This window comes from Neorhizobium huautlense (assembly GCF_002968575.1).
Taxonomy (GTDB): Bacteria; Pseudomonadota; Alphaproteobacteria; order Rhizobiales; family Rhizobiaceae; genus Neorhizobium; species Neorhizobium huautlense.
The window spans coordinates 111,812-134,954 of the sequence record NZ_PVBM01000011.1; the positions used below are offsets into that span (position 1 = coordinate 111,812).

General features: G+C 60.6%; 19 protein-coding genes. 3 read left to right on the plus strand and 16 right to left on the minus strand.

Going from position 1 to position 23,143, the window contains the following annotated elements; genetic code table 11:
• Nucleotides 1–243 precede the first annotated feature (243 nt).
• Nucleotides 244–2,025, plus strand: a complete 1,782-nt coding sequence (locus C5L12_RS14330; RefSeq protein WP_105372781.1) for a methyl-accepting chemotaxis protein — start codon at nt 244–246, stop codon at nt 2,023–2,025.
• Nucleotides 2,025–2,504 carry a chemotaxis protein CheW gene (locus C5L12_RS14335; protein ID WP_105372721.1) on the plus strand — a complete coding sequence of 160 codons (480 nt, stop codon included), beginning with the start codon at nt 2,025–2,027 and terminating at the stop codon, nt 2,502–2,504. The genes C5L12_RS14330 and C5L12_RS14335 overlap by 1 nt, the downstream gene beginning before the upstream one ends.
• A gap of 93 nt (nt 2,505–2,597) precedes the next feature.
• On the opposite strand, the gene C5L12_RS14340 is transcribed toward C5L12_RS14335, so the two are convergent.
• The 7 genes from C5L12_RS14340 to C5L12_RS14375 all read right to left on the minus strand — a co-directional run bounded on the left by C5L12_RS14340 (nt 2,598) and on the right by C5L12_RS14375 (nt 11,676).
• On the minus strand, nt 2,598–4,256 hold the full coding sequence (locus tag C5L12_RS14340) for an OFA family MFS transporter (protein WP_105372722.1): 1,659 nt from the start codon (nt 4,254–4,256) through the stop codon (nt 2,598–2,600).
• 75 nt (nt 4,257–4,331) lie between these two features.
• On the minus strand, nt 4,332–4,691 hold the full coding sequence (locus tag C5L12_RS14345) for a formate dehydrogenase subunit delta (protein WP_105372723.1): 360 nt from the start codon (nt 4,689–4,691) through the stop codon (nt 4,332–4,334).
• Nucleotides 4,681–5,508 carry a formate dehydrogenase accessory sulfurtransferase FdhD gene (gene fdhD / locus C5L12_RS14350; protein WP_105372724.1) on the minus strand — a complete coding sequence of 276 codons (828 nt, stop codon included), beginning with the start codon at nt 5,506–5,508 and terminating at the stop codon, nt 4,681–4,683. The genes C5L12_RS14345 and fdhD overlap by 11 nt, the downstream gene beginning before the upstream one ends.
• A gap of 195 nt (nt 5,509–5,703) precedes the next feature.
• Nucleotides 5,704–8,583 (minus strand): formate dehydrogenase subunit alpha, encoded by a 2,880-nt coding sequence (gene fdhF, locus C5L12_RS14360; protein WP_105372725.1) that lies wholly within the window; start codon nt 8,581–8,583, stop codon nt 5,704–5,706.
• Between the two features lie 4 nt (nt 8,584–8,587).
• Entirely contained in the window at nt 8,588–10,144 is a 1,557-nt protein-coding gene (locus C5L12_RS14365) for a formate dehydrogenase beta subunit (protein ID WP_105372726.1), read from the minus strand.
• The gene (locus tag C5L12_RS14370) at nt 10,141–10,620 is read right to left on the minus strand and encodes a formate dehydrogenase subunit gamma (RefSeq protein WP_105372727.1); all 480 of its coding nucleotides are present in this window, start codon (nt 10,618–10,620) and stop codon (nt 10,141–10,143) included. Before C5L12_RS14370 ends, C5L12_RS14365 begins: the two co-directional genes overlap by 4 nt.
• Before the next feature lie 162 nt (nt 10,621–10,782).
• Entirely contained in the window at nt 10,783–11,676 is an 894-nt protein-coding gene (locus tag C5L12_RS14375; protein WP_105372728.1) for a LysR family transcriptional regulator, read from the minus strand.
• Between the two features lie 181 nt (nt 11,677–11,857).
• On the opposite strand from C5L12_RS14375, the gene C5L12_RS14380 reads away from it, so the two are divergent.
• On the plus strand, nt 11,858–12,952 hold the full coding sequence (locus C5L12_RS14380; protein WP_245422899.1) for a sensor histidine kinase: 1,095 nt from the start codon (nt 11,858–11,860) through the stop codon (nt 12,950–12,952).
• A gap of 100 nt (nt 12,953–13,052) precedes the next feature.
• Here C5L12_RS14380 and C5L12_RS14385 read toward each other — a convergent pair whose 3' ends face one another.
• The 9 genes from C5L12_RS14385 to C5L12_RS14425 form a co-directional block, all read right to left on the minus strand.
• Nucleotides 13,053–13,460, minus strand: a complete 408-nt coding sequence (locus tag C5L12_RS14385; protein ID WP_105372729.1) for a F0F1 ATP synthase subunit epsilon — start codon at nt 13,458–13,460, stop codon at nt 13,053–13,055.
• 92 nt (nt 13,461–13,552) lie between these two features.
• The gene (atpD, locus tag C5L12_RS14390) at nt 13,553–14,995 is read right to left on the minus strand and encodes a F0F1 ATP synthase subunit beta (RefSeq protein ID WP_105372730.1); all 1,443 of its coding nucleotides are present in this window, start codon (nt 14,993–14,995) and stop codon (nt 13,553–13,555) included.
• 23 nt (nt 14,996–15,018) lie between these two features.
• Nucleotides 15,019–15,897 (minus strand): F0F1 ATP synthase subunit gamma, encoded by an 879-nt coding sequence (locus C5L12_RS14395; protein WP_105372731.1) that lies wholly within the window; start codon nt 15,895–15,897, stop codon nt 15,019–15,021.
• Nucleotides 15,898–15,939: 42 nt separating this feature from the next.
• A complete protein-coding gene (gene atpA, locus C5L12_RS14400) occupies nt 15,940–17,469 on the minus strand; it encodes a F0F1 ATP synthase subunit alpha (RefSeq protein WP_105372732.1) in 1,530 nt (509 codons plus the stop codon).
• A complete protein-coding gene (locus C5L12_RS14405) occupies nt 17,469–18,035 on the minus strand; it encodes a F0F1 ATP synthase subunit delta (protein WP_105372733.1) in 567 nt (188 codons plus the stop codon). Before C5L12_RS14405 ends, atpA begins: the two co-directional genes overlap by 1 nt.
• Nucleotides 18,036–18,296: 261 nt before the next feature.
• Entirely contained in the window at nt 18,297–18,680 is a 384-nt protein-coding gene (locus C5L12_RS14410; protein ID WP_105372734.1) for an AGROH133_08824 family phage infection protein, read from the minus strand.
• A 68-nt stretch (nt 18,681–18,748) separates the two neighbouring features.
• A complete protein-coding gene (locus tag C5L12_RS14415; protein ID WP_105372784.1) occupies nt 18,749–20,971 on the minus strand; it encodes a primosomal protein N' in 2,223 nt (740 codons plus the stop codon).
• 49 nt (nt 20,972–21,020) lie between these two features.
• Nucleotides 21,021–22,157, minus strand: a complete 1,137-nt coding sequence (locus tag C5L12_RS14420; RefSeq protein WP_105372735.1) for an AAA family ATPase — start codon at nt 22,155–22,157, stop codon at nt 21,021–21,023.
• Between the two features lie 27 nt (nt 22,158–22,184).
• Nucleotides 22,185–23,090 carry a GNAT family N-acetyltransferase gene (locus C5L12_RS14425; protein WP_105372736.1) on the minus strand — a complete coding sequence of 302 codons (906 nt, stop codon included), beginning with the start codon at nt 23,088–23,090 and terminating at the stop codon, nt 22,185–22,187.
• Between the last annotated feature and the right edge of the window lie 53 nt (nt 23,091–23,143).

The following is a 23,143-nucleotide window of genomic DNA, read 5'->3' on the forward strand; positions in this document are numbered from 1 at the left end:
AAATACCCAATCTATAGCTGACTATCGGCAGTAAAAAATCCGGCTGCTAAAATAAAAGATTTCCTACGTATTATCCCGTACCTGAATATATGGAATTATTGACGATACATTAAGCATTCAAGGCTAAATTTAGCAGGAAGGCGAGGCACAAGCTTTCCTGCCCGATCACCATGGGGGGTGGGCGAAGCGGTTTCTGCCGAAGAATTTTACTCTTCATCCAGAGCAGGCGGAGAAGCTATGTCCATCTTTTCGCTCCCGAGCGCGGACGCAAAAGCAGTCCTTGCGGCGTTAAGCCGATCACAAGCCATCATCGAGTTCGACCTGACGGGGAAAATCCTGACGGCGAACGAAAACTTCTGCAACGCTCTCGGCTACAAGCTGTCCGAGATCGTCGGCAAACATCACAGCATGTTTTGCGATCCGGCTTATGTCGCGTCGCCGGCCTATAAGGATTTCTGGGCCAATCTCGGAAGCGGCAAATACGAGGCAGCTGCCTACAAGCGCATCGGCAAAGGCGGCCGCGAGATCTGGATCCAGGCTTCCTACAACCCGGTCCTGTCCGGCGGAAAACCCTATAAGGTCATCAAGATTGCCACCGACATTACTGCAGCGAAAATGAAGGCTGCGGAAGATGAAGGCAAGATCAGTGCAATTTCACGCACGCAAGCTGTCATCGAATTTACGCCGACTGGCGACATTATCACTGCGAACGAGAACTTCCTCTCCTGTCTCGGCTATCAACTCGCGGAAATCAGCGGCAGGCATCATAGCATGTTCTGCGAACCGGCCTTCCGCGACAGCCCCGATTACCGGGAATTCTGGCGAAAACTCGCGGGCGGCGAGGCTATCGCCCAGGAATTCAAGCGCATCGGCAGGGGTGGCAAGGTCGTCTGGATCCAGGCATCCTACAACCCGATCTTCGATGCTGACGGCCGGGTCTTCAAGGTCGTAAAGTTCGCAACTGACATTACCGAACGCGTACGCGCCGTGGACGAGTTGGCGGTCAGCCTTACCGCGCTTTCGAACGGAGACCTTACGACGCATATCGAGAAACCATTCATCCCGACACTTGAACAGATTCGCGTAGACTTCAATGACGCCGTGGCCAAACTTGCGGACGCGATGCGTACTGTCGGAGAGAACGCCGAGGGCATTGCCGGTGGTTCGTCCGAAATCCGCCAGGCTTCCGACAGCCTCGCCAAACGGACAGAGCAGCAGGCGGCTGCGGTCGAGGAAACTGCTGCGGCACTGGAAGAAATCAGCCGTGCGGTAACCGACAGCGCCAGGCGCGCTGAAGAGGCCGGCTCCCTGGTCGGCGATGCCAAGAAGAATGCCGAGCATTCAGGTGCAGTGGTCCGCAACGCCGTCAATGCGATGGACCAGATCGAAAACTCCTCTCACGAGATTTCGAATATCATCAGCGTCATCGACGACATCGCCTTCCAGACCAACCTGCTTGCCCTGAACGCAGGCGTGGAGGCGGCGCGAGCAGGCGAAGCCGGCAAGGGTTTTGCAGTTGTCGCCCAGGAAGTCCGCGAGCTTGCCCAACGCTCCGCTACGGCGGCAAAGGAGATCAAGGCGCTCATCTCCAAGTCGTCCGAACACGTGAAGCACGGGGTTACACTCGTCGGAGAAACCGGAAAGGCGTTGGAGCAGATCATATCGCAGGTCGAGGAGATCAACAGCAACGTCGTCGCGATCGTCGAGGCTTCCCGCGAGCAGTCGACCGGTCTCAAAGAGGTCAGTAACGCCGTCAATTCCATGGACCAGAATACGCAGCAGAACGCCGCCATGGTCGAAGAAACCTCCGCTGCCAGCCACAGCCTCGCCCGTGAAGCTGAAACTCTGCGCAATCTGCTCGCCCGATTTAGATTTGGGCAATATTCTTCGCATAAGATTGTTCAAGCGCGACCCGATGCACGGCCCATCGCATCGCCGGCACGCAAACTCATGGCTACGGTCGCACGCGCCACCTCCGGCGCAGCCGCTTCCGCCCAGGCAACGGACAGTTGGGAAGAATTCTGATGGCAACCACGATTAACTCCACGAGCTACGGCGGCGAGACGCTCGAAATCATCGCCTTCAGACTCCACGATCAGGAATTTTGCGTAAAGACCACCACCATCCGCGAAATCCGCGGATGGGCGCCCTCAACGCCAATCCCCCACGCGCCGGCAGACGTTATCGGCGTCATGAACCTGCGCGGTTCCGTGATCCCGATCATCGACCTCGCCTACAAGCTCGGCATGAAGAGCACGGTCGCCAACGAGCGCAGCGCCATCGTGGTGGCTGAAGTTCACAGCATGGTCATCGGAATGCTGGTCGATCGGGTTTCCGACATCCTCACCATTCCATCCAGCCAGGTTCAGCCCGTGCCGGAGATTTCCGCTTCCTTCGACAAGTCCTTCTCCGAAGGCATCATCGCCAACGAAAATGGGATGATCTGCTTCCTGAACCTCTCCAAGATGTTCAAGGGAACTGAAGCCGACGAATTGGCAGCCTAACAGGCTCACCAGGTTCTTGTCGTTGAAAAGGCCATCCGGATCACCGGATGGCCTTTTGCCATTTCAGAGGGTTTCGTTCGCAATATCAGGGCATCAACCCAACAGGGCGAATGTGCTCTTCAGCGTGACCCACACGCCCCAGAGAAGCGGGATTCCGACAACCGCCCAGGCAAGTACGGCCTTGCCGTCCAGGCCGCCCCTGCCGATGCCGAAGGAACCACTCGGGCCGATGCTCGCTGCCACCGACTTTGCCTGCAGCGATGCGACCTCCTCGTCCGACATGAACCATTTGTCCGAAAGCGGACGCACAAGCGCATTTGCGACGAGACCCAGTGCCAGCATGCCGGCAAGGATGTACATCGTGCCGGTATAGAGTGCGGGCCCTGGCGCGACGCCCGCGGCGATTTGGGCTTCGCGGATATAATTGACGACAACCGGACCGACGATGCCGGCCGTCGCCCAGGCCGTCAGAAGACGCCCGTGTATGGCCCCGACGAACTGCGTGCCGAAAATATCCGCGAGATAGGCCGGGATGGTAGCAAACCCGCCGCCGTACATCGAGAGGATGACGCCGAAAGCCAGCACGAAAAGGGCCTTGCTGCCCATGTCGGCAAGCGTCGGAGCCAGCGCATAAAGAACGATGCCCAGAACAAAGAACGTATAATAGGTGTTCTTTCGGCCGATCTTGTCGGAGAGCGATGCCCAGAAGAACCGCCCGCCGATATTGAAGAGCGAAAGCAGTCCGGCAAAGCCCGCCGCAATCGTGGCGATCTGTGCCTTCTGGCCAGCATCGAGCTGTGAGAAAGAGAGATCCGGCAGCCCAATCAGTGAACCTGCAAAAATCTCCTGCAACATGGGCGAGGCCATGCCGATCACGCCGATACCTGCCGATACGTTCAGGCAAAGCACCGCCCAGATCAGCCAGAACTGCGGGGTCTTGTGCGCATTGCGCAGATGCACGTGTTTGTGGGTGATCATCGTGCTCTTCGACGCGGGCGGCGTCCAGCCTTCCGGGCGCCATCCGGCTGGGGGAATGCGGTAGCCGAAAGCGCCACCCATCATGAAGCAGAAATAGATGAGCGCCATGGCGATGAAGGTCTGCCAGACGCCGATCGACGTGTCGGTCTTGAAATAATTCATCAGGAGGTTGGCAAGAGGAGCGCCGATCATCGCGCCGCCGCCAAAGCCCATGATGGCCATGCCGGTGGCCATGCCGCGGCGATCGGGGAACCACTTGATGAGCGTGGAGACTGGCGAAATATAGCCGAGACCCAGACCGACACCGCCGATCACCCCGGCACCTACCCACATCAGCCAGAGTTGATGGGTTATGACGCCGAGCGCGGCCACCAGGATGCCTCCACACCAGCAGCAGGCCGACACGAAACCGGCCTTGCGCGGTCCGACGCGCTCCAGCCAGCCGCCCCAGATCGCTGCGGAGCAACCGAGCAACACGAAAAACAGCGTGTAGATCCAGCCGAGGTCGGCGACACGCCAGTTACATGTCGTTGTTACGAGAGCGGAAAGCAGATTCAAGCTGCTACAAGATGGGTCGGCAGTTCCTGGCAAGGCTTTGGAGAGCGGCAGCCAGAAAACGCTGAAGCCATAGGCCATGCCGATGCACAGGTGAATTGCCAGTGCGGCCGGCGGCACGAGCCACCGGTTGAATCCGGGTCTGGCGACAATACGTTCCTTATCGAGGAACCCGACACTGCCTGTCAGGTCCTCGTTCGTTGTTCCTGCAAATGCCATTAACAATATCCTCCTCTTGAATATGACGACTTAAGATCATCGACCCGCCCGGCCCTTCCCGCCGGGCGAATGAGTTTATGCCGCGCCCTCCGGGATGCTCGGCTCGGACAGCGACTCTCCTGCCGACGGCCCCTTCCCCTCCGGTGCCCCTTGCGCCGCATCCTGTCCGACACCTACCCCGGAGCCGACCTTCGCTTCCGGTCTGCGGATCAGCACCGAGGCTTGAATGACGAGCGGAAGCAGCCCTTCTCCGCCCTTGTCGATATGCTCGAAAAGGTGCCGCCGCATGCGTGGCTCCCAGAACTTGTTGATATGCGTAGCGACGCCCTCGGCGCGCACGCTTTCCGGTTGTGACAGGAAGAAAGTAGCGATCTGGTTGGCCATCCGGACCAGTTTGTCGAGCACCAGTTGCTCGGGACTTTGGTCATGCGACATCGGCGACAACTCCGGTGGTTATGCGATCGGTACGTGTAAAGATTTCGAAATCCTCGCCCCGCGTCAGCGCGATGAGGGTCATGCCCGCCGCTTCTGCCGTGCGGATGGCAAGCGCCGTGGGGGCTGAAATGGCGATCAATACCGCCGAACCCAGGATCGCCGTTTTCTGAACCATCTCCACCGAAATCCGGCTGGTGACCACCACAACCCCCTCCGAACCTTGGATGCTCTGACGAACGACGGCACCAGCAAGCTTGTCGAGCGCATTATGGCGACCGACATCCTCGCGCACGGCAATAAGCCCCCTGCCCGGCAGAAAAAAGCCAGCACCATGGACGGCATGGGTTTGGGCGTGCAGCGGTTGGGCACCGTTGAGTTCCGCGACCACTTCCGCGACATTCTTGGCAGTCAGCACGAGGTCAACGGCAGAAACATCCGGCACCGGGCGTATCGCCTGCTCAATGGACTCAATGCCGCAAAGCCCGCAGCCGACCGGCCCCGCCATGTGCCGTCGACGCATGCGCAGGGCATCTTCCTTATCTTGGGCGAGCGTCACCTGGACATCAAGACCGGCACCTTCTTCGACAACGGTAATGCCCTCGATCTCCCCCATCGAAGCGATAATGCCCTCGGTCAGGCTGAAGCCAACGGCGAAGTCTTCCAGATCGGCGGGTGTGCCCATCATCACCGCATGGGTCGATCCGCCATAGGAAAAGGCGATCGGCACCTCTTCCGGCACAACCCGCGAGCCGGCGCGCGTCATGCCGTTACGGCGTACGATCTCGGCAGCGGTTGCGGTAGTCTTGAATTCAGCCATTGGACGGTGGAGCAAGGACGCCCCCCTCTGCCCTGTCGGGCATCTCCCCCTCTAGGGGGGTGATTGGCAAGAAGCGCCCTCTGCGCCCAATTCTCTGCACCCGTTGAAGGCGAGGCCTTGCCGCGAGGCTATCTCCCTCCTTGAGGGGGAGATGCCCAGCAGGGCAGAGGGGGGTATGGCGTGCGCCGACAGACACTATTCCGCAGCCTCCAGCTTGCCCGCGATGCGTCGAGACCGCCGCGACAACTCCTCGTAATCGCGCTGCCACTCGGTCGGTCCGTTGGAAGGCGACACCTGAACCGCCGTCACCTTGTATTCCGGGCAGTTGGTCGCCCAATCGGAGAAATCGGTGGTGATGACGTTGGCCTGCGTATCGGGATGATGGAAGGTGGTGTAGACAACCCCCGGCGCCACGCGATCGGTGATCAAGGCCCTGAGCGCCGTATCGCCGGAGCGGCTGGCGAGCTTCACCCAATCGCCGTCCTTGATGCCGCGCTGTTCGGCATCGTGCGGATGGATTTCCAGCCTATCCTCGGCGTGCCAGGCGACGTTCTCCGTACGCCGCGTCTGGGCGCCGACATTGTACTGGCTGAGGATGCGGCCGGTCGTGAGCAGCAACGGGAAACGCGGGCCGGTACGTTCGTCGGTCGGCACATATTCGGTACGGATGAACTTGCCCTTGCCGCGCACGAAGCCATTGACGTGCATGATCGGTGAGCCTTCGGGGAACTTCTCGTTGCAGGGCCACTGGACCGAACCCATCTTATCCAAATAGTCGTAGGACACCAATGCGAAGCTCGGCGTCGTTGCGGCGATCTCGTCCATGATCTCAGACGGATGCGCATAGTTCCAGGTGAGTCCCATGGCTTGGGCGAGCTTCTGGGTGACTTCCCAATCCGCATAACCATTCTTCGGACTCATCACCTTGCGAACGCGGTTGATACGCCGCTCGGCATTGGTGAAGGTGCCGTCCTTCTCAAGGAAAGTCGAACCCGGCAGGAAGACATGCGCGTAGTTGGCGGTTTCGTTCAGAAAGAGGTCGTGGACGACGACGCATTCCATCGCGGCAAGACCGGCCGAGACGTGCTTGGTGTCCGGATCGGACTGCAAGATGTCCTCGCCCTGGATATAGATGCCCTTGAATGTGCCCTCGACGGCTGCATCCAGCATGTTCGGGATGCGCAGGCCCGGCTCGTTGTTGAGCGTCACGCCCCAGAGCTTTTCGAAGATGTCGCGGGTCGCATCGTCCGAGATATGGCGATAGCCCGGCAGCTCATGCGGGAACGAGCCCATGTCGCAGGAGCCCTGGACATTGTTCTGACCGCGAAGCGGGTTCACGCCGACGCCCGGACGGCCGATATTGCCGGTCACCATGGCGAGGTTGGCGATCGCCATGACTGTTGTCGAGCCTTGGCTGTGCTCGGTAACACCAAGACCGTAATAGATCGCCCCGTTGCCGCCCTTGGCATAAAGCCGGGCGGCACCGCGGACGAGTTCCGCCGGCACGCCGGTAAACTTTTCGGTCGCCTCGGGGCTGTGCTGGTCCTCGGAGACGAAAGCAGCCCAGTCCTCGAATTCCGACCAGTCGCAGCGCTCCCGGATGAATTGCTCGGCAAACAGGCCTTCGGTCACGATGACATGCGCCAGCGCCGTCAGCACGGCCACGTTGGTGCCCGGCTGCAGCGGCAGGTGATAATCGGCCTCCACATGCGGCGTCCGCACAAGATCGATGCGGCGCGGATCGATGACGATCAGCTTGGCACCCTGGCGCAGCCGCTTCTTGAGGCGCGAGCCAAAGACCGGATGCCCGTCTGTCGGGTTGGCGCCGATGACGATCACCACGTCCGAATGTTCGACGGAATCGAAGTTCTGCGTGCCGGCAGAGGTGCCGAAAGCCTGGCCGAGGCCGTAACCGGTCGGAGAATGGCAGACGCGGGCACAGGTATCGACATTGTTGTTGCCGAACCCGGCGCGGATCAGCTTCTGGACGAGGAAGGTCTCCTCGTTGGTGCAGCGCGACGAGGTGATGCCGCCGATGGACTCCCGGCCATACTGGTACTGGATCCGTCGGAACTCGGAAGCCACGTGCGAAAAGGCCTCTTCCCAGGTCACTTCCCGCCAGGGATCGGAGATCTTTTCGCGGATCATCGGGCTGAGGATGCGGTCCTTGTGGGTCGCATATCCGTAAGCGAAGCGACCCTTGACGCAGGAATGGCCGCGGTTCGCCTGGCCATCCTTCCACGGCACCATGCGGACGAGTTCCTCGCCGCGCATCTCCGCCTTGAAGGAGCAGCCAACGCCGCAATAAGCGCAGGTGGTGACTTCCGAATGTTCCGGCTGACCGATCGCGATCACCGACTTTTCTGTGAGCGTCGCCGTTGGGCAGGCCTGCACGCAGGCCCCGCAGGAAACGCATTCGGAATCGAGGAAATGTTCATGCATGCCCGGCGAGACGCGGCTGCCGAAGCCGCGGCCTTCGATCGTCAGCGCGAACGTACCCTGCACCTCCTCGCAGGCGCGCACGCAGCGGGAGCAGACGATGCACTTCGAGGGGTCATAGGTGAAGTACGGATTTGACTCGTCCTTCGGCATCCATTTGGCGTTGATCTCGCCATTGTTGCGCGCCTTGACGTGATTATCGCCCTCATAGCCGTAACGCACGTCGCGAAGGCCGACTGCGCCGGCCATGTCCTGCAGTTCGCAGTCGCCGTTGGCGGCGCAGGTGAGACAGTCGAGCGGATGGTCGGAGATATAGAGCTCCATCACGCCGCGGCGGATGTCCTTCAGCCGATTTGTCTGGGTGTGGACGACCATGCCGGGCATGACCGGCGTGGTGCAGGAGGACGGCGTACCGTTGCGGCCCTCGATCTCCACGAGGCAAAGGCGGCAGGAGCCGAACGCATCGACCATGTCCGTGGCGCAGAGTTTCGGCACCTGGATGCCCGCTTCCATCGAAGCACGCATGATGGACGTGCCTTCCGGAACGGTAATGGAACGACCGTCAATGGTGAGGGTCACCTGGGCTTCGGATCGGGAAGCCGGCGTGCCGTAGTCGATTTCATGAACGAGGGACATGATGTTACTCCGCCGCTTCGATAAGGGGTGCCGGAGAAAAATCCTCCGGGAAATGGTTCATCGCGCTCATGACAGGATAGGGCGTAAAGCCCCCCAGCGCGCAGAGCGAGCCGAACTTCATGGTGTTGCAGAGATCGGCCAGCAAGGCTTTGTTCTTCTCCGGTTCAATGCCCTGGGCAATCTTGTCGGCCGTTTCCACGCCGCGCGTCGAGCCGATGCGGCAAGGCGTGCACTTGCCGCAGCTTTCGATGGCGCAGAACTCCATCGCGAACCGTGCCTGCTTCAGCATGTCGGCACTGTCGTCGAAGACGGTAATGCCGGCATGGCCGATCAGACCGTCCTTCGCCGCAAACGCCTCGTAGTCGAAAGGCGTATCGAACAGGGCGCGCGGGAAATAGGCGCCGAGCGGGCCGCCGACCTGCACCGCCTTCACCGGCCGGCCGGTGGCGGTGCCGCCGCCGATATGATCGACGATCTCGCCGAGCGACAGTCCGAACGCCGTCTCATAAAGACCCCCGTACTTCACATTGCCGGCGATCTGGATCGGGATCGTGCCTCGAGAGCGGCCCATGCCGAAATCGCGATAAAAGGCGGCACCGCGGTCCATGATCACAGGCACGGAGGCGAGCGAGATAACGTTGTTGACCACGGTCGGCCGGCCGAGGAAGCCTTGCAGCGCCGGTAGTGGCGGCTTGGCGCGCACGATGCCGCGCTTGCCTTCGAGCGAATTCAGGAGCGAGGTTTCCTCGCCGCAGACATAGGCGCCGGCGCCGGACCGGATCTCGATGTCGAAAGCATGAGCCGATCCCAGGACAGACGGCCCCAGAACGCCGGCGGCGCGGGCGATCTCCACGGCCTCCGTCATCGTTGCGATCGCGTGCGGATATTCCGAGCGGATGTAGACGTAACCTTTCGTGGCGCCCGTCGCGATGCCGGCAATCGCCATGCCTTCGACCAGCACGAAGGGGTCGCCTTCCATGATCATTCGGTCGGCAAACGTAGCGCTGTCGCCCTCATCCGCGTTGCAGACGATGTATTTCTGCGGACCTGCCGCCTCCATCACCGTCTTCCACTTGATGCCTGTCGGAAAGCCGGCGCCGCCGCGGCCACGCAATCCGCTATCGGTCACTTCCTTGACAATCTCGGTCGGTGTCAGGGAAATCGCCTTTTCAAGCCCCTTTAGGCCCTGGTAATGCCGGTAATCATCCAGAGAGAGCGGGTCGGTCACTCCGCAACGAGAAAAGGTCAGGCGTGTCTGCTGACGAAGGAATGGGATTTCCTTCGTCAGCCCGAGACAGAGCGGATGATCGCTGCCGGTCAGAAAGCCGGCATCAAAGAGACTTGCCACATCGGCTGCCTTAACCGGGCCGTAGGCGACCCGGCCGTGGGCGGTCCGCACTTCGACCAGCGGCTCCAGCCAGAACATGCCGCGCGAGCCGTTGCGCACCACTTTGGCATCGAGGCCGCGGGCTGCGATCTCTTGGGCAATCGCCTTCGCCACCTTCTCGGCTCCGAGCGCGAGCGCAGCGGCGTCGCGCGGCACGAATATCGTAACGGTCATCGGCGCACCTCCGCGACGATCTCCGACAGACAGTGCTCGTCCACCCGGCCATAGACCTCGCCGTCCAGCATGGCGGCCGGCGCGCAGGCGCAGAGGCCGAGACAGTAGACGGCTTCGAGCGTTACCGCGCCGTCCGGCGTAGTCTGATGAAAGTCCACGCCAAAAAGCTCCCGGACACGATCCGCAATGCGGTCACTGCCCATCGACTGGCAAGCTTCGGCGCGACAGAGCTTCAGCACATGCCGGCCGGCCGGATGGTCGCGGAACTCATGATAAAAGGTCACGACGCCATGGACCTCGGCACGGGAGAGGTTGAGTTCGTTCGCGATGATGGGCTTGACCTCGTCCGGCACATAACCGAACTCCGCCTGGATCGCATGCAGGATGGGCAGCATCGGCCCTTCGAGATGCTTCAGATCCCGAATGATCTGAAGCGACCGCTCGGTGAACTCACCGGCGGAAATGCGCATATTCATATCGTCGAACCTCCCGGCTGATCGGCGCGTGCTTCATTCGCACTGCAGATCAAAACGCTGGCGAAGTGTCCAACCGCTGCACTCCACCTATTGTGGCAGAGTCTCGCAACCCGTCTCGCGACCGTCAATAAAGGAGATCGGTTACGCGATAGAAAAAAACTATCAAGCCATCGCGCTTGGAGCCAGGCTGCGGGCTTCGTGCAGCAGGGCGGAGACCAGCGGGGTGAAAGGTTCGCGATGTGTGGCCACTAGGCCGACAATATGGCTGGCTTCTGGTTCGACGATCGGGATCGTCCGGATTTGTTTGGTAAACCCAAAGGATCGCGCGACGTTGCGCGGCATGATGCTCGCCCATCGGCCCGTTCCGACATGCGATAGAAGAACGACCATCGAATTTGATTCCAGCATCGGCTTTACAATGACGCCTGCTTCCGCAAGGTGTTGATTGATGATCCGACGGTTCTGCATGTCTGGCGTCAATAGACAGAGCCTAAGATCCGCCATCTCCTTCCAGGTTACATTTTCCCGGTCCGCAAATGGCGTCCCTTCCGCCGTCACCAGATTGTACCGCTCGGCATAGAGGGGGACGCTGGTGACCCGGCCGAGCGGTTCATTGTCGAGATAGGTTATGCCTGCATCAATCTCGAAATTGTCGAGCTGGGAAAGCACCTGAAGCGAATTTCGTGAAACAACCGAAAAGGTGACGTCCGGGTGTTTCGCCTGAAAGGGCTCAGTCAGCCGCGGGATCATCGCAAGCGCCGTCGGAATCGCCGCCAGCCGAATGTGGCCGGCCAGACCTTTCCGCGCGGCCTTCATCTCCTCCCGCATGGTGCGCGCATCGCCGACGATGCGCTTGGCCCATTCCAAAACCCGCTGCCCCTCAGGCGTCAGCCCCTGAAAACGGGAACCTCTCACGACGAGCTGCACACCGAGCTGGTCCTCCAGCTGCCGGATCGCCGCCGAAAGCGATGGCTGGGAAATTCCGCACTCCTCGGCGGCGCGACCGAAATGGCTTTCTCGCGCGAGAGCAATAAAAAATTCGAGCTTGTCGATCATCAGCTTCCTCCACCGAAAGGGCTAACCTCTAGTCGACGCGACGACAAGCTGCGCGGTCGCTTCTTACGTATCCTTGCCCTCAAACCAATCGCAGCCATCTATAAAGTGCAACGAATATTTGGAGCGAGGCCTTGTCAAACAGCGTCACCGTCCAAGGTTTATGGAAAAACGAAAGGCCGGTGTGACGGTATCGATGGCGCCTGAATTCGACCCTCTTTACTTTCTTCAAGGCGGCGGCGAGGTCGGCAAGGTCATTCGGGACTTTGACTGGTCGGCGACCTCGCTTGGCCCGGCTGAAGGCTGGCCTGTAGCGCTCAGAACAGCCGTTTCGACGATCCTTAATTCCCGCTTTCCGGCCGCAGTCGTCTGGGGGCCGGACCTCACCACCATCTACAACGATGCCTTCAAGCCTATCCTCGGCAACAAGCCGGAAGCCATGGGGCGTCCGTTTTCCGAAGTCTGGCAGGAAGCCTGGGACGAGATCCGTGAGATCGCGGAGCGCGCCTACAAGGGCGAAGCAACGTTCATCGAGGATTTCCCGCTGGAGATCGAACGCTTCGGTTATCCGGAGCAAGCCTATTTCACCTTTTGCTACAGTCCGCTTCGGGACGATCAGGGCCAGATCGCAGGCATGCTGGACACGGTGATCGAAACGACCTCGAAGGTGCAGGCGGAACAACAGGCTCGCCTCATCAATGCGGAACTTCGGCACCGGATCAAGAATACGTTGGCGATCGTGACTTCCATAGCCAATCAGACCCTGCGCAACGTGCCCTTGGCCGAGGGGGTCAAGGAGGTCTTGCTGCAGCGGCTTACCGCTCTTGCAAACACACATGACGTTCTGGCCGGCAAAGGCCGCATCGATGCGGACATTGGCGACGTCATTGCCGGGGCTCTTTCACCCCATGACGCCGCCGCGGAGCAATTCGTGATCGAGGGCCCTCCGCTCCGGCTTTCGGAAAAGCAGGCTCTGTCTCTGGCTCTTGGAGTCAATGAACTCGTCACCAACTCGATCAAATACGGGGCTCTCCGTCAGGCTGGCGGAAAGGTGCATATCAGGTGGGGCATGTTCGGCAGTTCAGGCGAGCGCCGCTTCCGCTTTGCCTGGGTCGAAAGCGGTGGACCTCCCGTCTCGGCACCACTGAGGAAGGGTTTTGGTACGCTGTTGATCGAACGGGTCCTGCCCAGCGATTTCGGGGGCACGGCGCAACTGGCTTATGATCCCGCCGGCCTGCGCTATGAGATCCTGGCCGACGCGCGGCAGCTGGATGGGTAGCGAACTCCGGCCGCTCCCTTGAAATCGCTACTTAAACCTAACGGAAAAAGAAAAGGCGGCCCTTCCGAGCCGCCTTGATCTTGTTCGGAGAATCCGTTCGTCAGGCCGGAACGACAATGCCGTTCAGATGCGTCAGCTCCGCCAGGAACTGTTCCAGCTTGGTCTTGTGCTCGTCGCTCTGCGCCTTGTTGATTTCGGCTTGCGTGGCCTCGATCCGCTTTTGCAGCGTGTCGCGGGTCACTTCGCTCGCCGGAACCGCCGACTCCGCGAGCAGCGTGCAGCTCGTCGGAAGAATATCGGCAAAGCCGCCGAACACGACGTATTTGTTGACCTGGCCGGACGCGAGCTTCACGGAAACCACGCCGGGCTTGATGGTCGTCATCGTCGGCGCGTGATTGGCAAGCACCGTCATTTCGCCGAGCGTCGCCGGTATCACCACTTCTGTGGCCTTTTCGGAGACGAGCAGGCGCTCAGGCGAAACCAGTTCAAAATTGAAAGCGTCGGCCATGAAGGTCCACTTCCTCGAATTTCTTACGCGAGCTTGCGTGTCTTATGCGGAAATGGCGCGCCGGAAAATTCCCGCGCGCCGTCGTTTGCCAATTAAGCGGCTTCGGCCAGCTTCTTGGCCTTCTCGATCGCTTCTTCAATCGAGCCGACCATGTAGAAGGCAGCTTCCGGCAGGTGGTCGTATTCGCCGTTGACGAGGCCCTTGAAGCCCTTGATCGTGTCCTCGAGCGCAACCAGCTTGCCCGGAGAACCGGTGAAGACTTCGGCGACGAAGAACGGCTGCGACAGGAAGCGCTCGATCTTACGGGCGCGGGCAACCGTCAGCTTGTCTTCTTCCGACAGTTCGTCCATGCCGAGGATGGCGATGATGTCCTGAAGCGACTTGTAGCGCTGCAGCGTCGTCTGAACCTTACGGGCAACTTCGTAATGCTCTTCGCCGACAACCATCGGGTCGAGCATGCGTGAGGTGGAGTCGAGCGGATCGACGGCCGGATAGATGCCCTTTTCGGCGATCGAGCGCGACAGAACCGTCGTTGCGTCCAAGTGGGCGAAGGAGGTTGCCGGAGCCGGATCGGTCAAGTCGTCGGCCGGAACATAGATGGCCTGAACCGAGGTGATCGAACCCTTGGTCGTGGTGGTAATGCGTTCCTGCATCTGGCCCATGTCGGTCGCGAGCGTCGGCTGATAACCGACGGCCGACGGAATACGACCCAGCAGAGCCGACACTTCCGAACCTGCCTGGGTGAAGCGGAAGATGTTGTCGACGAAGAACAGAACGTCCTGGCCCTTGTCGCGGAAGTCTTCAGCGATCGTCAGACCCGTCAGAGCGACGCGGGCGCGGGCACCCGGCGGCTCGTTCATCTGGCCGTAAACGAGAGCGGCCTTGGAGCCTTCACCGCCGCCATGCTTGTTGACGCCCGATTCGATCATTTCGTGGTAGAGGTCGTTCCCTTCGCGGGTACGCTCACCGACGCCTGCGAAGACGGAGTAACCGCCGTGTGCCTTCGCGACGTTGTTGATGAGTTCCATGATGAGAACCGTCTTGCCGACGCCTGCACCGCCGAAGAGGCCGATCTTGCCGCCCTTTGCGTAAGGCGCGAGAAGGTCGACGACCTTGATGCCGGTAACGAGGATCTGCGCTTCCGTGGACTGCTCGACATAGGCCGGAGCATCCTGGTGGATGGCGCGGCGCACGCCGGTATCCAGCGGACCTGCTTCATCGACCGGCTCGCCAATGACGTTCATGATGCGGCCGAGGGTCTGATCGCCGACCGGAACCGAGATCGGAGCACCGGTATTGACCACCTGCTGGCCGCGCACGAGGCCCTCCGTCGAGTCCATCGCGATGGTGCGGACGGAGTTTTCGCCGAGGTGCTGAGCGACTTCCAGAACGAGGCGGTTGCCGTTGTTGTCGGTCTCAAGCGCGTTCAGGATCGCCGGCAGTTCGCCGTCGAATGCGACGTCGACGACGGCGCCGATAACCTGCGTCACCTTGCCGAGGGACGAGCCCGTATCCAGGGTAGCTGCAATAGCCATGATTCTTACCCTCTTTCTTTACGTCAGAGCGCTTCCGCGCCCGAGATGATTTCAATGAGTTCCTTGGTGATCTGCGCCTGACGCTGACGGTTGTAGGAAAGCGTCAGCTTGTTGATCATCTCACCGGCATTGCGCGTGGCGTTATCCATCGCGGACATCTGCGCGCCATAGAAGGAAGCGTTGTTTTCAAGCAGCGCCCGGAAGATCTGGACTGCGACGTTCCTCGGCAGCAGGTCCTCCAGGATTTCCTGTTCGCTCGGCTCGTATTCGTAAAGCGCCGAAGATGCGTTCGCCGCCTCGCCCGCTTCGAACTTCGCCGGAATAATCTGCTGTGCCGTGGCAACCTGTGAGATCACCGACTGGAAGCGCGCGAAGAACAGCGTCGCGACGTCGAACTCGCCCGCGTTGAACAGTTCCAGGACCTTGTGCGCCACCTCATCCGCCTGCACGAAACCAAGCTGCTTGACTTCGCGGAAGGTGATGTAGTGGACGATGTTTTCCTTGAAGCTGCGGCGCAGGACATCGTTGCCCTTGCGGCCGACCGTCAGGATCTTCACCGTCTTGCCCTGGGCAAGCAGTTTCTGCGCATGGTCGCGGGCAAGGCGAATGATCGAGGAATTGAAGCCCCCCGCCAGACCACGCTCGCCGGTTGCGACGATCAGGAGGTGAACCTGATCCTTGCCCGTGCCCGAAAGCAGGAGCGGCGCTTCGGCATTGCCGGCATTGGCAGCCGAAAGGCTGGCCAGCACCTTGTTCATCCGCTCCGCGTAAGGACGGGCAGCCTCGGCCGCCTCCTGCGCACGGCGCAGCTTCGCCGCGGCGACCATTTTCATCGCCTTGGTGATCTTCTGCGTCGCCTTGACGGAGGCGATCCGGTTTTTCAGATCCTTAAGTGAAGGCATCCGTTATCGGTCCCCTGCGGGTTAGTTGGACTTGATCCGTTCTCAGGCGAAAGACTTCGAGTAGCTGTCGAGAGCAGACTTGAGCTTCGCGCGGGTGTCGTCCGACAACTGCTTCTCGCTACGGATGGTATCGAGGATCGCCTTGCCTTCGGAACGCAGGTAGGAAAGCAGACCCTGCTCGAACTTGCCGACATCGCTGACGGCGATCTTGTCGAGATAGCCGTTGACGCCCGCAAAGATCACCGCAACCTGCTCTTCCGTCTTCAGCGGCGAGAACTGCGGCTGCTTCAGGAGCTCGGTCAGGCGCGCACCGCGGTTGAGCAGACGCTGCGTCGATGCATCGAGGTCGGAGCCGAACTGAGCAAACGCCGCCATTTCGCGATACTGGGCGAGTTCGCCCTTGATCGAGCCGGCAACCTGCTTCATCGCCTTCACCTGCGCGGCGGAACCGACGCGAGAAACCGACAGACCGACGTTAACGGCGGGACGGATGCCCTGGTAGAACAGGTCGGTTTCGAGGAAGATCTGGCCGTCGGTGATCGAGATCACGTTGGTCGGAATGAAGGCCGAAACGTCGTTGCCCTGGGTTTCGATGACCGGCAGAGCGGTCAGCGAGCCGGCGCCGCGATCGTCGTTGAGCTTTGCAGCACGCTCCAGGAGACGCGAATGCAGATAGAAAACGTCGCCCGGATAGGCTTCGCGGCCCGGCGGACGGCGAAGCAACAGCGACATCTGACGGTAGGCAACGGCCTGCTTGGAAAGGTCGTCGTAAGCGATCAGCGCGTGCTGGCCGTTGTCACGGAAGTATTCACCCATCGCGCAACCGGCGAACGGCGCGAGATACTGCATCGGAGCCGGGTCGGAAGCGGTAGCGGCAACGATAATCGAATACTGCAGCGCGCCACGCTCTTCGAGAACCTTCACGAACTGCGCAACAGTCGAACGCTTCTGACCGATAGCGACATAAACGCAATAAAGCTTGTCGTTGTCCGGGCCGTTGTCGTGGATCGGCTTCTGGTTCAGGAAGGTGTCGAGAATGATGGCAGTCTTGCCGGTCTGGCGGTCGCCGATGACGAGCTCGCGCTGGCCGCGACCGACCGGGATGAGCGCATCGATGGCCTTGAGGCCGGTCGACATCGGCTCATGAACCGACTTGCGCGGAATGATGCCCGGAGCCTTCACGTCGACGCGCGAGCGGCGGCTCGCGTTGATCGGACCCTTGCCGTCAATCGGGTTGCCGAGCGCGTCGACAACACGGCCGAGCAATTCCGGACCAACCGGAACGTCCACGATGGCGCCAGTCCGCTTTACAGTATCGCCTTCCTTGATCTCGCGGTCGGAACCGAAGATGACGACGCCGACGTTGTCGGCTTCGAGGTTCAGCGCCATGCCGCGAACGCCGCCGGGAAACTCGACCATTTCACCGGCCTGAACATTGTCCAGTCCATAAACGCGAGCGATGCCGTCACCGACGGACAGAACCTGGCCGACTTCGGAAACTTCTGCCTCTTGGCCGAAGTTCTTGATTTGATCTTTCAGAATTGCGGAAATTTCCGCGGCGCGGATATCCATCAGCCAACCTCTTTCAGTGCAAGCTTAAGGGTGGAAAGTTTGGTGCGAAGGGAGGTGTCGATCTGACGAGAACCGACCTTGACGATGAGGCCGCCGAGGATCGACGGATCGATCGTCACGGCGATTGCCACGTCCTTGCCGGTGACGCCCTTCAGCGCCGACTTGAGCTCAATTTCCTGCGCTGCGGAAAGCGCATGTGCCGAAGTAACTTCGGCTGTAACCTCGCCGCGATGAGCGGCTGCGATTTCGCGATAGCCACGGATCATGCCTGGCAAAGCAAAGAGACGACGGTTGCCGGCGACCACTTTCAGGAAATTGCCGACGAGGCCGGTGATGCCAGCCCTGTCCGCAACGGCGGAAACGGCATTGCGCTGCTCGTCGGCGGAAAATACCGGGCTTGCGACCAGACGTCGCAGATCTTCGCTTTCATCCAGCAACGCCTGAAAACGATCAAGATCGGCGGCGACCTTGTCGACCGAACCGGACTCGAGAGCCAGTTCGAAAAGCGAGGAAGCGTAACGCTCCGCTACACCGGAAATAAGCTGGGACGTGTCAGCCACGGGCACAGTTTCCCTGTATTGCCATCCAAGCGCCAGACCCTATGGGAGAGGTGCAGCAAGACCTTGAAATCGTTTGATTATTTCTCAGAACCTGCAGAGCTTCCGCTCTACCCTTTCCGACTTTCGCGGTCCGTCTAGCATAGGATGTAGGGACTCGCAACACGCCTGATAGAGGAAAAAGCCCGCGACGCAAGGGCTTGGGCCGGAATTTATCCGGGAACGGGAAGGATTTTCAGAGCTTTTCGTTCAAAGCGTCGAATTCGAGCGTCAAATATAGCCGAAGACATAGGCGAGCGGGCCCGCCGAAAGCACAACCTGAAGTAGGAAAATCGCTATATTTCTGGGGGTGAAGGCTCGGTCGAAGACACATGAGACGACGCGTCCGGCAGCGGCGAATGCGAGGGCTATGCCAAGCGTCATGTAGATCCAGTCCTGGGCCAGCATGATGGCCGTAAGGCCGAGACCGAGGTGATGGGCGCCAACCGCCCGAACCGCCGCATAACCTTCCGGCCGCACCTCGCCGATCTGAAAGGCCATGAGCCGCAAAACCGGACCCGGAAAAAGCAGGAGAAGGAGACCCAGAACTGCTGTCGCCGCGGCGCCGGCGAAAGCCAGCTGCTCGCCGAGCTCGGCTGGGAAATAAAGTTCCATTCGATCCTCGCTGTGTTCGATTCGGCAGATTCTAGCGCAAGCGGTAAACAAGTCGCAAAAATGAGCGACTAAAGGAAACTCTGAGGATCGACATCGAGCTGGATCTGGACCGAGCCGCGTTGCTTCGGGCCATTCGTCAGCATTGCCTTGAGAAACGCCTGCATGTCGGAATTGCGCCGGCCATGGACGAGCAGCCGAAACCGATGCCGGCCCCGCACCAGCGCAAGCGGCGCTTCCGCAGGCCCGAGCACGGATATCCCCGTTACCCTCGGCGCGGCCGCCCGCAAGCCGCGGGCGTGGTTTTCGGCATCCGCCCGGTTGTCGGCGGAAACGATGAGCGAAGCGAGCCGGCCGAACGGTGGCAGGATTGCCCTTTCTCGTTCGGCGATCTCGCGTTCGTAAAAGGCCCCCGCGTCGCCGGATACGATCGCCTGCATCACCGGATGCTGGGGCTGGAAGGTCTGCAGGAGGCCATGGCTCTTCCGGCCTGTTCGCCCCGCACGGCCGGTGACCTGGGAAAGAAGCTGGAAGGTGCGTTCCGCCGCACGCGGGTCTCCGTTCGACAGTCCGAGATCGGAATCGACGATGCCCACCAGCGTCATCAGCGGGAAATTATGCCCCTTGGCGACGAGCTGGGTGCCGATGACGATGTCCGCCTCACCCTTGGCGATGGCTTCGAGCTCCAGCCGCATGCGTTTGACACCGCCGAGCAGATCCGACGACATGACGATCGTGCGCGCATCCGGAAAGTGCTTTTCCACTTCCTCGGCGATGCGCTCGACACCCGGACCACAGGCGACCAGATGATCCAACGTTCCGCATTCAGGGCAGGCTTCGGGAGTGGGCTCGGAATAGCCGCACTGATGGCACTGGATCTGCCTCTTGAACCGATGCTCTACCAGCCAACTCGAACATTGCGGGCACTGGAACCGATGGCCGCAGACGCGGCAAAGCGTCAGCGGAGCGTAACCGCGGCGGTTGAGGAAGAGCAGCGACTGCTCGCCCTTCTCGATCGTTTTGGCCATCGCCCGAAGAAGCACCGGCGAGAGAAAGCCGCCGCGCTCCGGAGGATGCCGCCGCATATCGACCAGGTGCAGGTCCGGCATCGCCGCATCGCCGAAGCGGGTCGGCAGGTGCACCGTATTGTAGCGGCCGGCGAGACCATTAACCTGGCTTTCAACCGAAGGCGTCGCCGAGACCAGGACGATCGGGAAGTCACCGATCCGCGCGCGCACCACCGCCATGTCGCGGGCATTGTAGAAAACCCGGTCCTCCTGCTTGTAGGCGGGGTCGTGTTCTTCATCGACGATGATCAGGCCGAGTTCCTCGAAAGGCAGGAAGAGCGCGGATCGGGCGCCTGCGATAACCCTCACCTCGCCGGTCACCACGCCCCGCCAGACCTTTTCACGGATCCGGGGTGAAAGATCGGAATGCCATTCGCCGGGTTTGGCGCCGAAACGCTCCTGGAACCGCTCGAGGAAACTCGAGGTCAGGGCTATTTCAGGCAGCAGGATCAGTACCTGCTTTCCTCGTCGCAGGGTTTCCGCGATCGCTTCGAAATAGACTTCCGTCTTGCCCGAACCGGTAACGCCATCGATGAGAGAGGTGGAGAACCCGCCTGAGCGAATGAAGCCGACGATTTCCTCCGCCGCGTCTTTCTGTGGCCCTTCGATGCGCGGCGCGACATAATCCGGATCGGGCTTCGCCACCACTGGCGGCGGCGGCAGGAAAATCGTCTCGAATATGCCCTGCCCGGTCAACCCATCGACAACGCTTAGCGAAACGCCCGCCGCATGCGCAAGGCCGCTGCGGGTCCACGGTACGCTTTCTTCATGAACCAGATCGAGCACCCGGGCACGCGCCGGAGTAATACGTTCAGGCTGGCCGCCGATATAACGCAGTCCCTCCACCATCGGCTCCGGGTCGAGCGCGGCCGGCGCCCGGATCGCCATCCGCGCCACAAGGCCGGGCGGAGAGAGGGTATAACTTGCCACCCAATCGACAAAATCCCGCATCTCCTTGGAAAGCGGCGGGCAATCGAAGACCAGCGTGATGGGGCGTAGCTTTTTGGGATCGAGCTTCTCGTCGTTCTCGCCGTCCCAGACGACGCCGATCAGCTGCCGAGGCCCGACCGGCACCTGAACCACAGAACCAGGCTCCACATGCATGCCATCCGGCACAGCATAGCTATAGGCACCCGGCACCGGCAGCGGCACCAGGACCGGTACCACGCTCAATACTGGCGGCGCTTCAAACAACGAACCGAAGAGATCGGACGAATCTATGCCCATGGGCGGCGACCATGCCCAAACGCGGAACAAAAGTGAACCCTAAAGAGGATCAGCTCTCATCGTCGTCAATGAAGCCGGTCAACCGCATCCCCTCGATCCAGGTTGCCCCATCTTTGCGGATGACACGCTTCGGACGGACGCCGCAACGCTCCTCCACCGCCGAAGCGAGCGGTTCGGAATGGGTGACGATCCAGATCTGGCTTGAGCGTGCGGCTTCTGCGATCATGTCGGCGAGCGGCGGCAACATGTGGGGATGCAGGCTTCCCTCAGGTTCGTTGAGAGCGATCAGGGGCGGCTGTCGATAGGACATCAGCGCTGCGGCAAGCCCAAGGAAGCGGATCTGCCCGTCGGAAAGCTCTCGCGGCTGAAAAAGCCGTTTTGGAAAATCGGGAAAAACCAGTCCGAATTCCGCATATTCTCCCGGCTGCGGCACATGAAGCTTTGCCCCTCCGAAGGCCGCCGCAATTGCCCCATCCAGATCCACGGTGTCTCCGCGTGTATGCACAAGCGTGGCGAAGACGGCCGCCAGATTGCCGCCATCCTGATCAAGGAGCGGCGAAGTCACCGCGAGACAGGGCCGCCGCAGGGGAGAATCGCGGTCGGTCCGAAACCCATGAAAGAAACGCCAGCCGTCGACCAGGCGGCGAAACGCCCCTACTTCCGGATAGTGCCCGGCATCGCCGAGAAGAGCGACCGCCGTTTCGGACGTCATCGCCTGTTCAGGGTATTCCTCCATCCGCCCGCTTGTTCCCCGCACCATGATGCCCGGTCCTGCGCGCTTCATCATCGTCACCGGCCGCGAACCCGTCTCGACCGACAACTCTTCCGCTTTCACCTGCGGCTCAAAGACAAAGCCCGCCGCATCGATGGGCGGGCGAAGCCCCGCCTCGACCCGATAGCGAAAGGTGATGGCCCGCTCCTCGTCCAGCACCTCGACCTCAAGCTTGATGCGAAAATTCTTGTCATCCCGCCTCGGTCCCGACCAGAGCGCCGACGCCATGCCGCCTTCGGCGGCGATCTCGTAGGCGAGATTGCCGCGAACAGCCGCCTGCACGAGCTGCAGCGCGCGATAAAGATTGGATTTTCCGACCCCGTTCTCGCCGATGAACAAATTGACGCCGGCCAGATCCATCCGGATCGACCGAAGCGATCGGTAGTTGGCGGCAAACATCGAGCGGAGCAGCATGACGATTTCCCGCGAATGCCTGTCGGATCAAAAGCGCTGAACGAATTTCGCGTCCTGATCGGCTGCCAGATCAAAGACCGTGTGATGTTCGAGCGCCTTGGTCACATCGACGACATCGCCCTCCAACTCCTCGGGCGGGATCATCTGGCCGACCGTAAAGTCGAAGCGATTACCCTTCTTGTTCAGGAGCTCGTAGAACACCGTCATGTCGCGAAGTTCGGTCGACCATTTGGCAAACCAGTAAAACAGGCCCGAATTGCGCGCCCGCATGTGGATCGGCAGGATCGGCAGATTATACTTGCGCGCCAGCCCGACGGCAGACGTCTTCCATGGCCGCTCGTTCAGCTTGCCCTCCGCCCAATAGGCGATGCGCCCGGAGGGAAAGAGCACCATGGCCTTGCCGTCTTCCACCGTCTTGTTGGTCAGAACCAGGGTCTCGCGGGTCTTCAGCTTGCTCTTGTACTCTTCCCGCCATTCCACCGGGATGATCATCTCGGCAAAACGAGGATTGACCCGCACGGCGTCACGGTTGGCGAACACCATCATGTCCGGCCGGCGCGACTTCAGGAGGTCGAAGACGGCAACACCGTCGGCAATGCCGGTCGGATGATTGCTGACGAGAATGAAGCCGCCTTTTTCAGGAATGCGTTCTGCATTTTGTACCCGTACATCGAGCCTCAGCAGATCACTCATATATTCGAAGCACTGGAACCCGTTGAGGTTCGAGATGTCATTGGCAAATTCGATTGCCCGGCCATAGCGCAGAAGCGTGTAGAGAAAGGGCCGCATGACCGGCCAGAGCGGATTGTGGACGATGCGCTGGCCCCGCTCGGAAATCAGCGTGTCGACGATGTGACCGGGTCTGCCTTGAGAAACGAGAGCGAGTGTTTCCGCGAATTGTCCAAAAGTTGTCATGGAATCACGGCGCGCCATAGAAACTCCCGCAGACAGGACCTGCGGTATATCGCAGCCCCGTGTGATCGAAC

Excerpts from the sequence above, each read along its gene's own strand:
- C5L12_RS14420 (WP_105372735.1), bottom strand. The coding sequence starts at position 22,157 with ATGCTGCTCCGCTCGATGTTTGCCGCCAACTACCGATCGCTTCGGTCG.
- C5L12_RS14370 (WP_105372727.1), bottom strand. The coding sequence starts at position 10,620 with ATGAATATGCGCATTTCCGCCGGTGAGTTCACCGAGCGGTCGCTTCAG.
- fdhF (WP_105372725.1), bottom strand. The coding sequence starts at position 8,583 with ATGTCCCTCGTTCATGAAATCGACTACGGCACGCCGGCTTCCCGATCC.
- fdhD (WP_105372724.1), bottom strand. The coding sequence starts at position 5,508 with ATGGCTGAATTCAAGACTACCGCAACCGCTGCCGAGATCGTACGCCGT.
- C5L12_RS14425 (WP_105372736.1), bottom strand. The coding sequence starts at position 23,090 with ATGGCGCGCCGTGATTCCATGACAACTTTTGGACAATTCGCGGAAACA.
- C5L12_RS14385 (WP_105372729.1), bottom strand. The coding sequence starts at position 13,460 with ATGGCCGACGCTTTCAATTTTGAACTGGTTTCGCCTGAGCGCCTGCTC.
- atpD (WP_105372730.1), bottom strand. The coding sequence starts at position 14,995 with ATGGCTATTGCAGCTACCCTGGATACGGGCTCGTCCCTCGGCAAGGTG.
- C5L12_RS14375 (WP_105372728.1), bottom strand. The coding sequence starts at position 11,676 with ATGATCGACAAGCTCGAATTTTTTATTGCTCTCGCGCGAGAAAGCCAT.
- C5L12_RS14340 (WP_105372722.1), bottom strand. The coding sequence starts at position 4,256 with ATGGCATTTGCAGGAACAACGAACGAGGACCTGACAGGCAGTGTCGGG.
- C5L12_RS14335 (WP_105372721.1), top strand. The coding sequence starts at position 2,025 with ATGGCAACCACGATTAACTCCACGAGCTACGGCGGCGAGACGCTCGAA.
- C5L12_RS14345 (WP_105372723.1), bottom strand. The coding sequence starts at position 4,691 with ATGTCGCATGACCAAAGTCCCGAGCAACTGGTGCTCGACAAACTGGTC.
- atpA (WP_105372732.1), bottom strand. The coding sequence starts at position 17,469 with ATGGATATCCGCGCCGCGGAAATTTCCGCAATTCTGAAAGATCAAATC.
- C5L12_RS14415 (WP_105372784.1), bottom strand. The coding sequence starts at position 20,971 with ATGGGCATAGATTCGTCCGATCTCTTCGGTTCGTTGTTTGAAGCGCCG.
- C5L12_RS14365 (WP_105372726.1), bottom strand. The coding sequence starts at position 10,144 with ATGACCGTTACGATATTCGTGCCGCGCGACGCCGCTGCGCTCGCGCTC.
- C5L12_RS14395 (WP_105372731.1), bottom strand. The coding sequence starts at position 15,897 with ATGCCTTCACTTAAGGATCTGAAAAACCGGATCGCCTCCGTCAAGGCG.
- C5L12_RS14410 (WP_105372734.1), bottom strand. The coding sequence starts at position 18,680 with ATGGAACTTTATTTCCCAGCCGAGCTCGGCGAGCAGCTGGCTTTCGCC.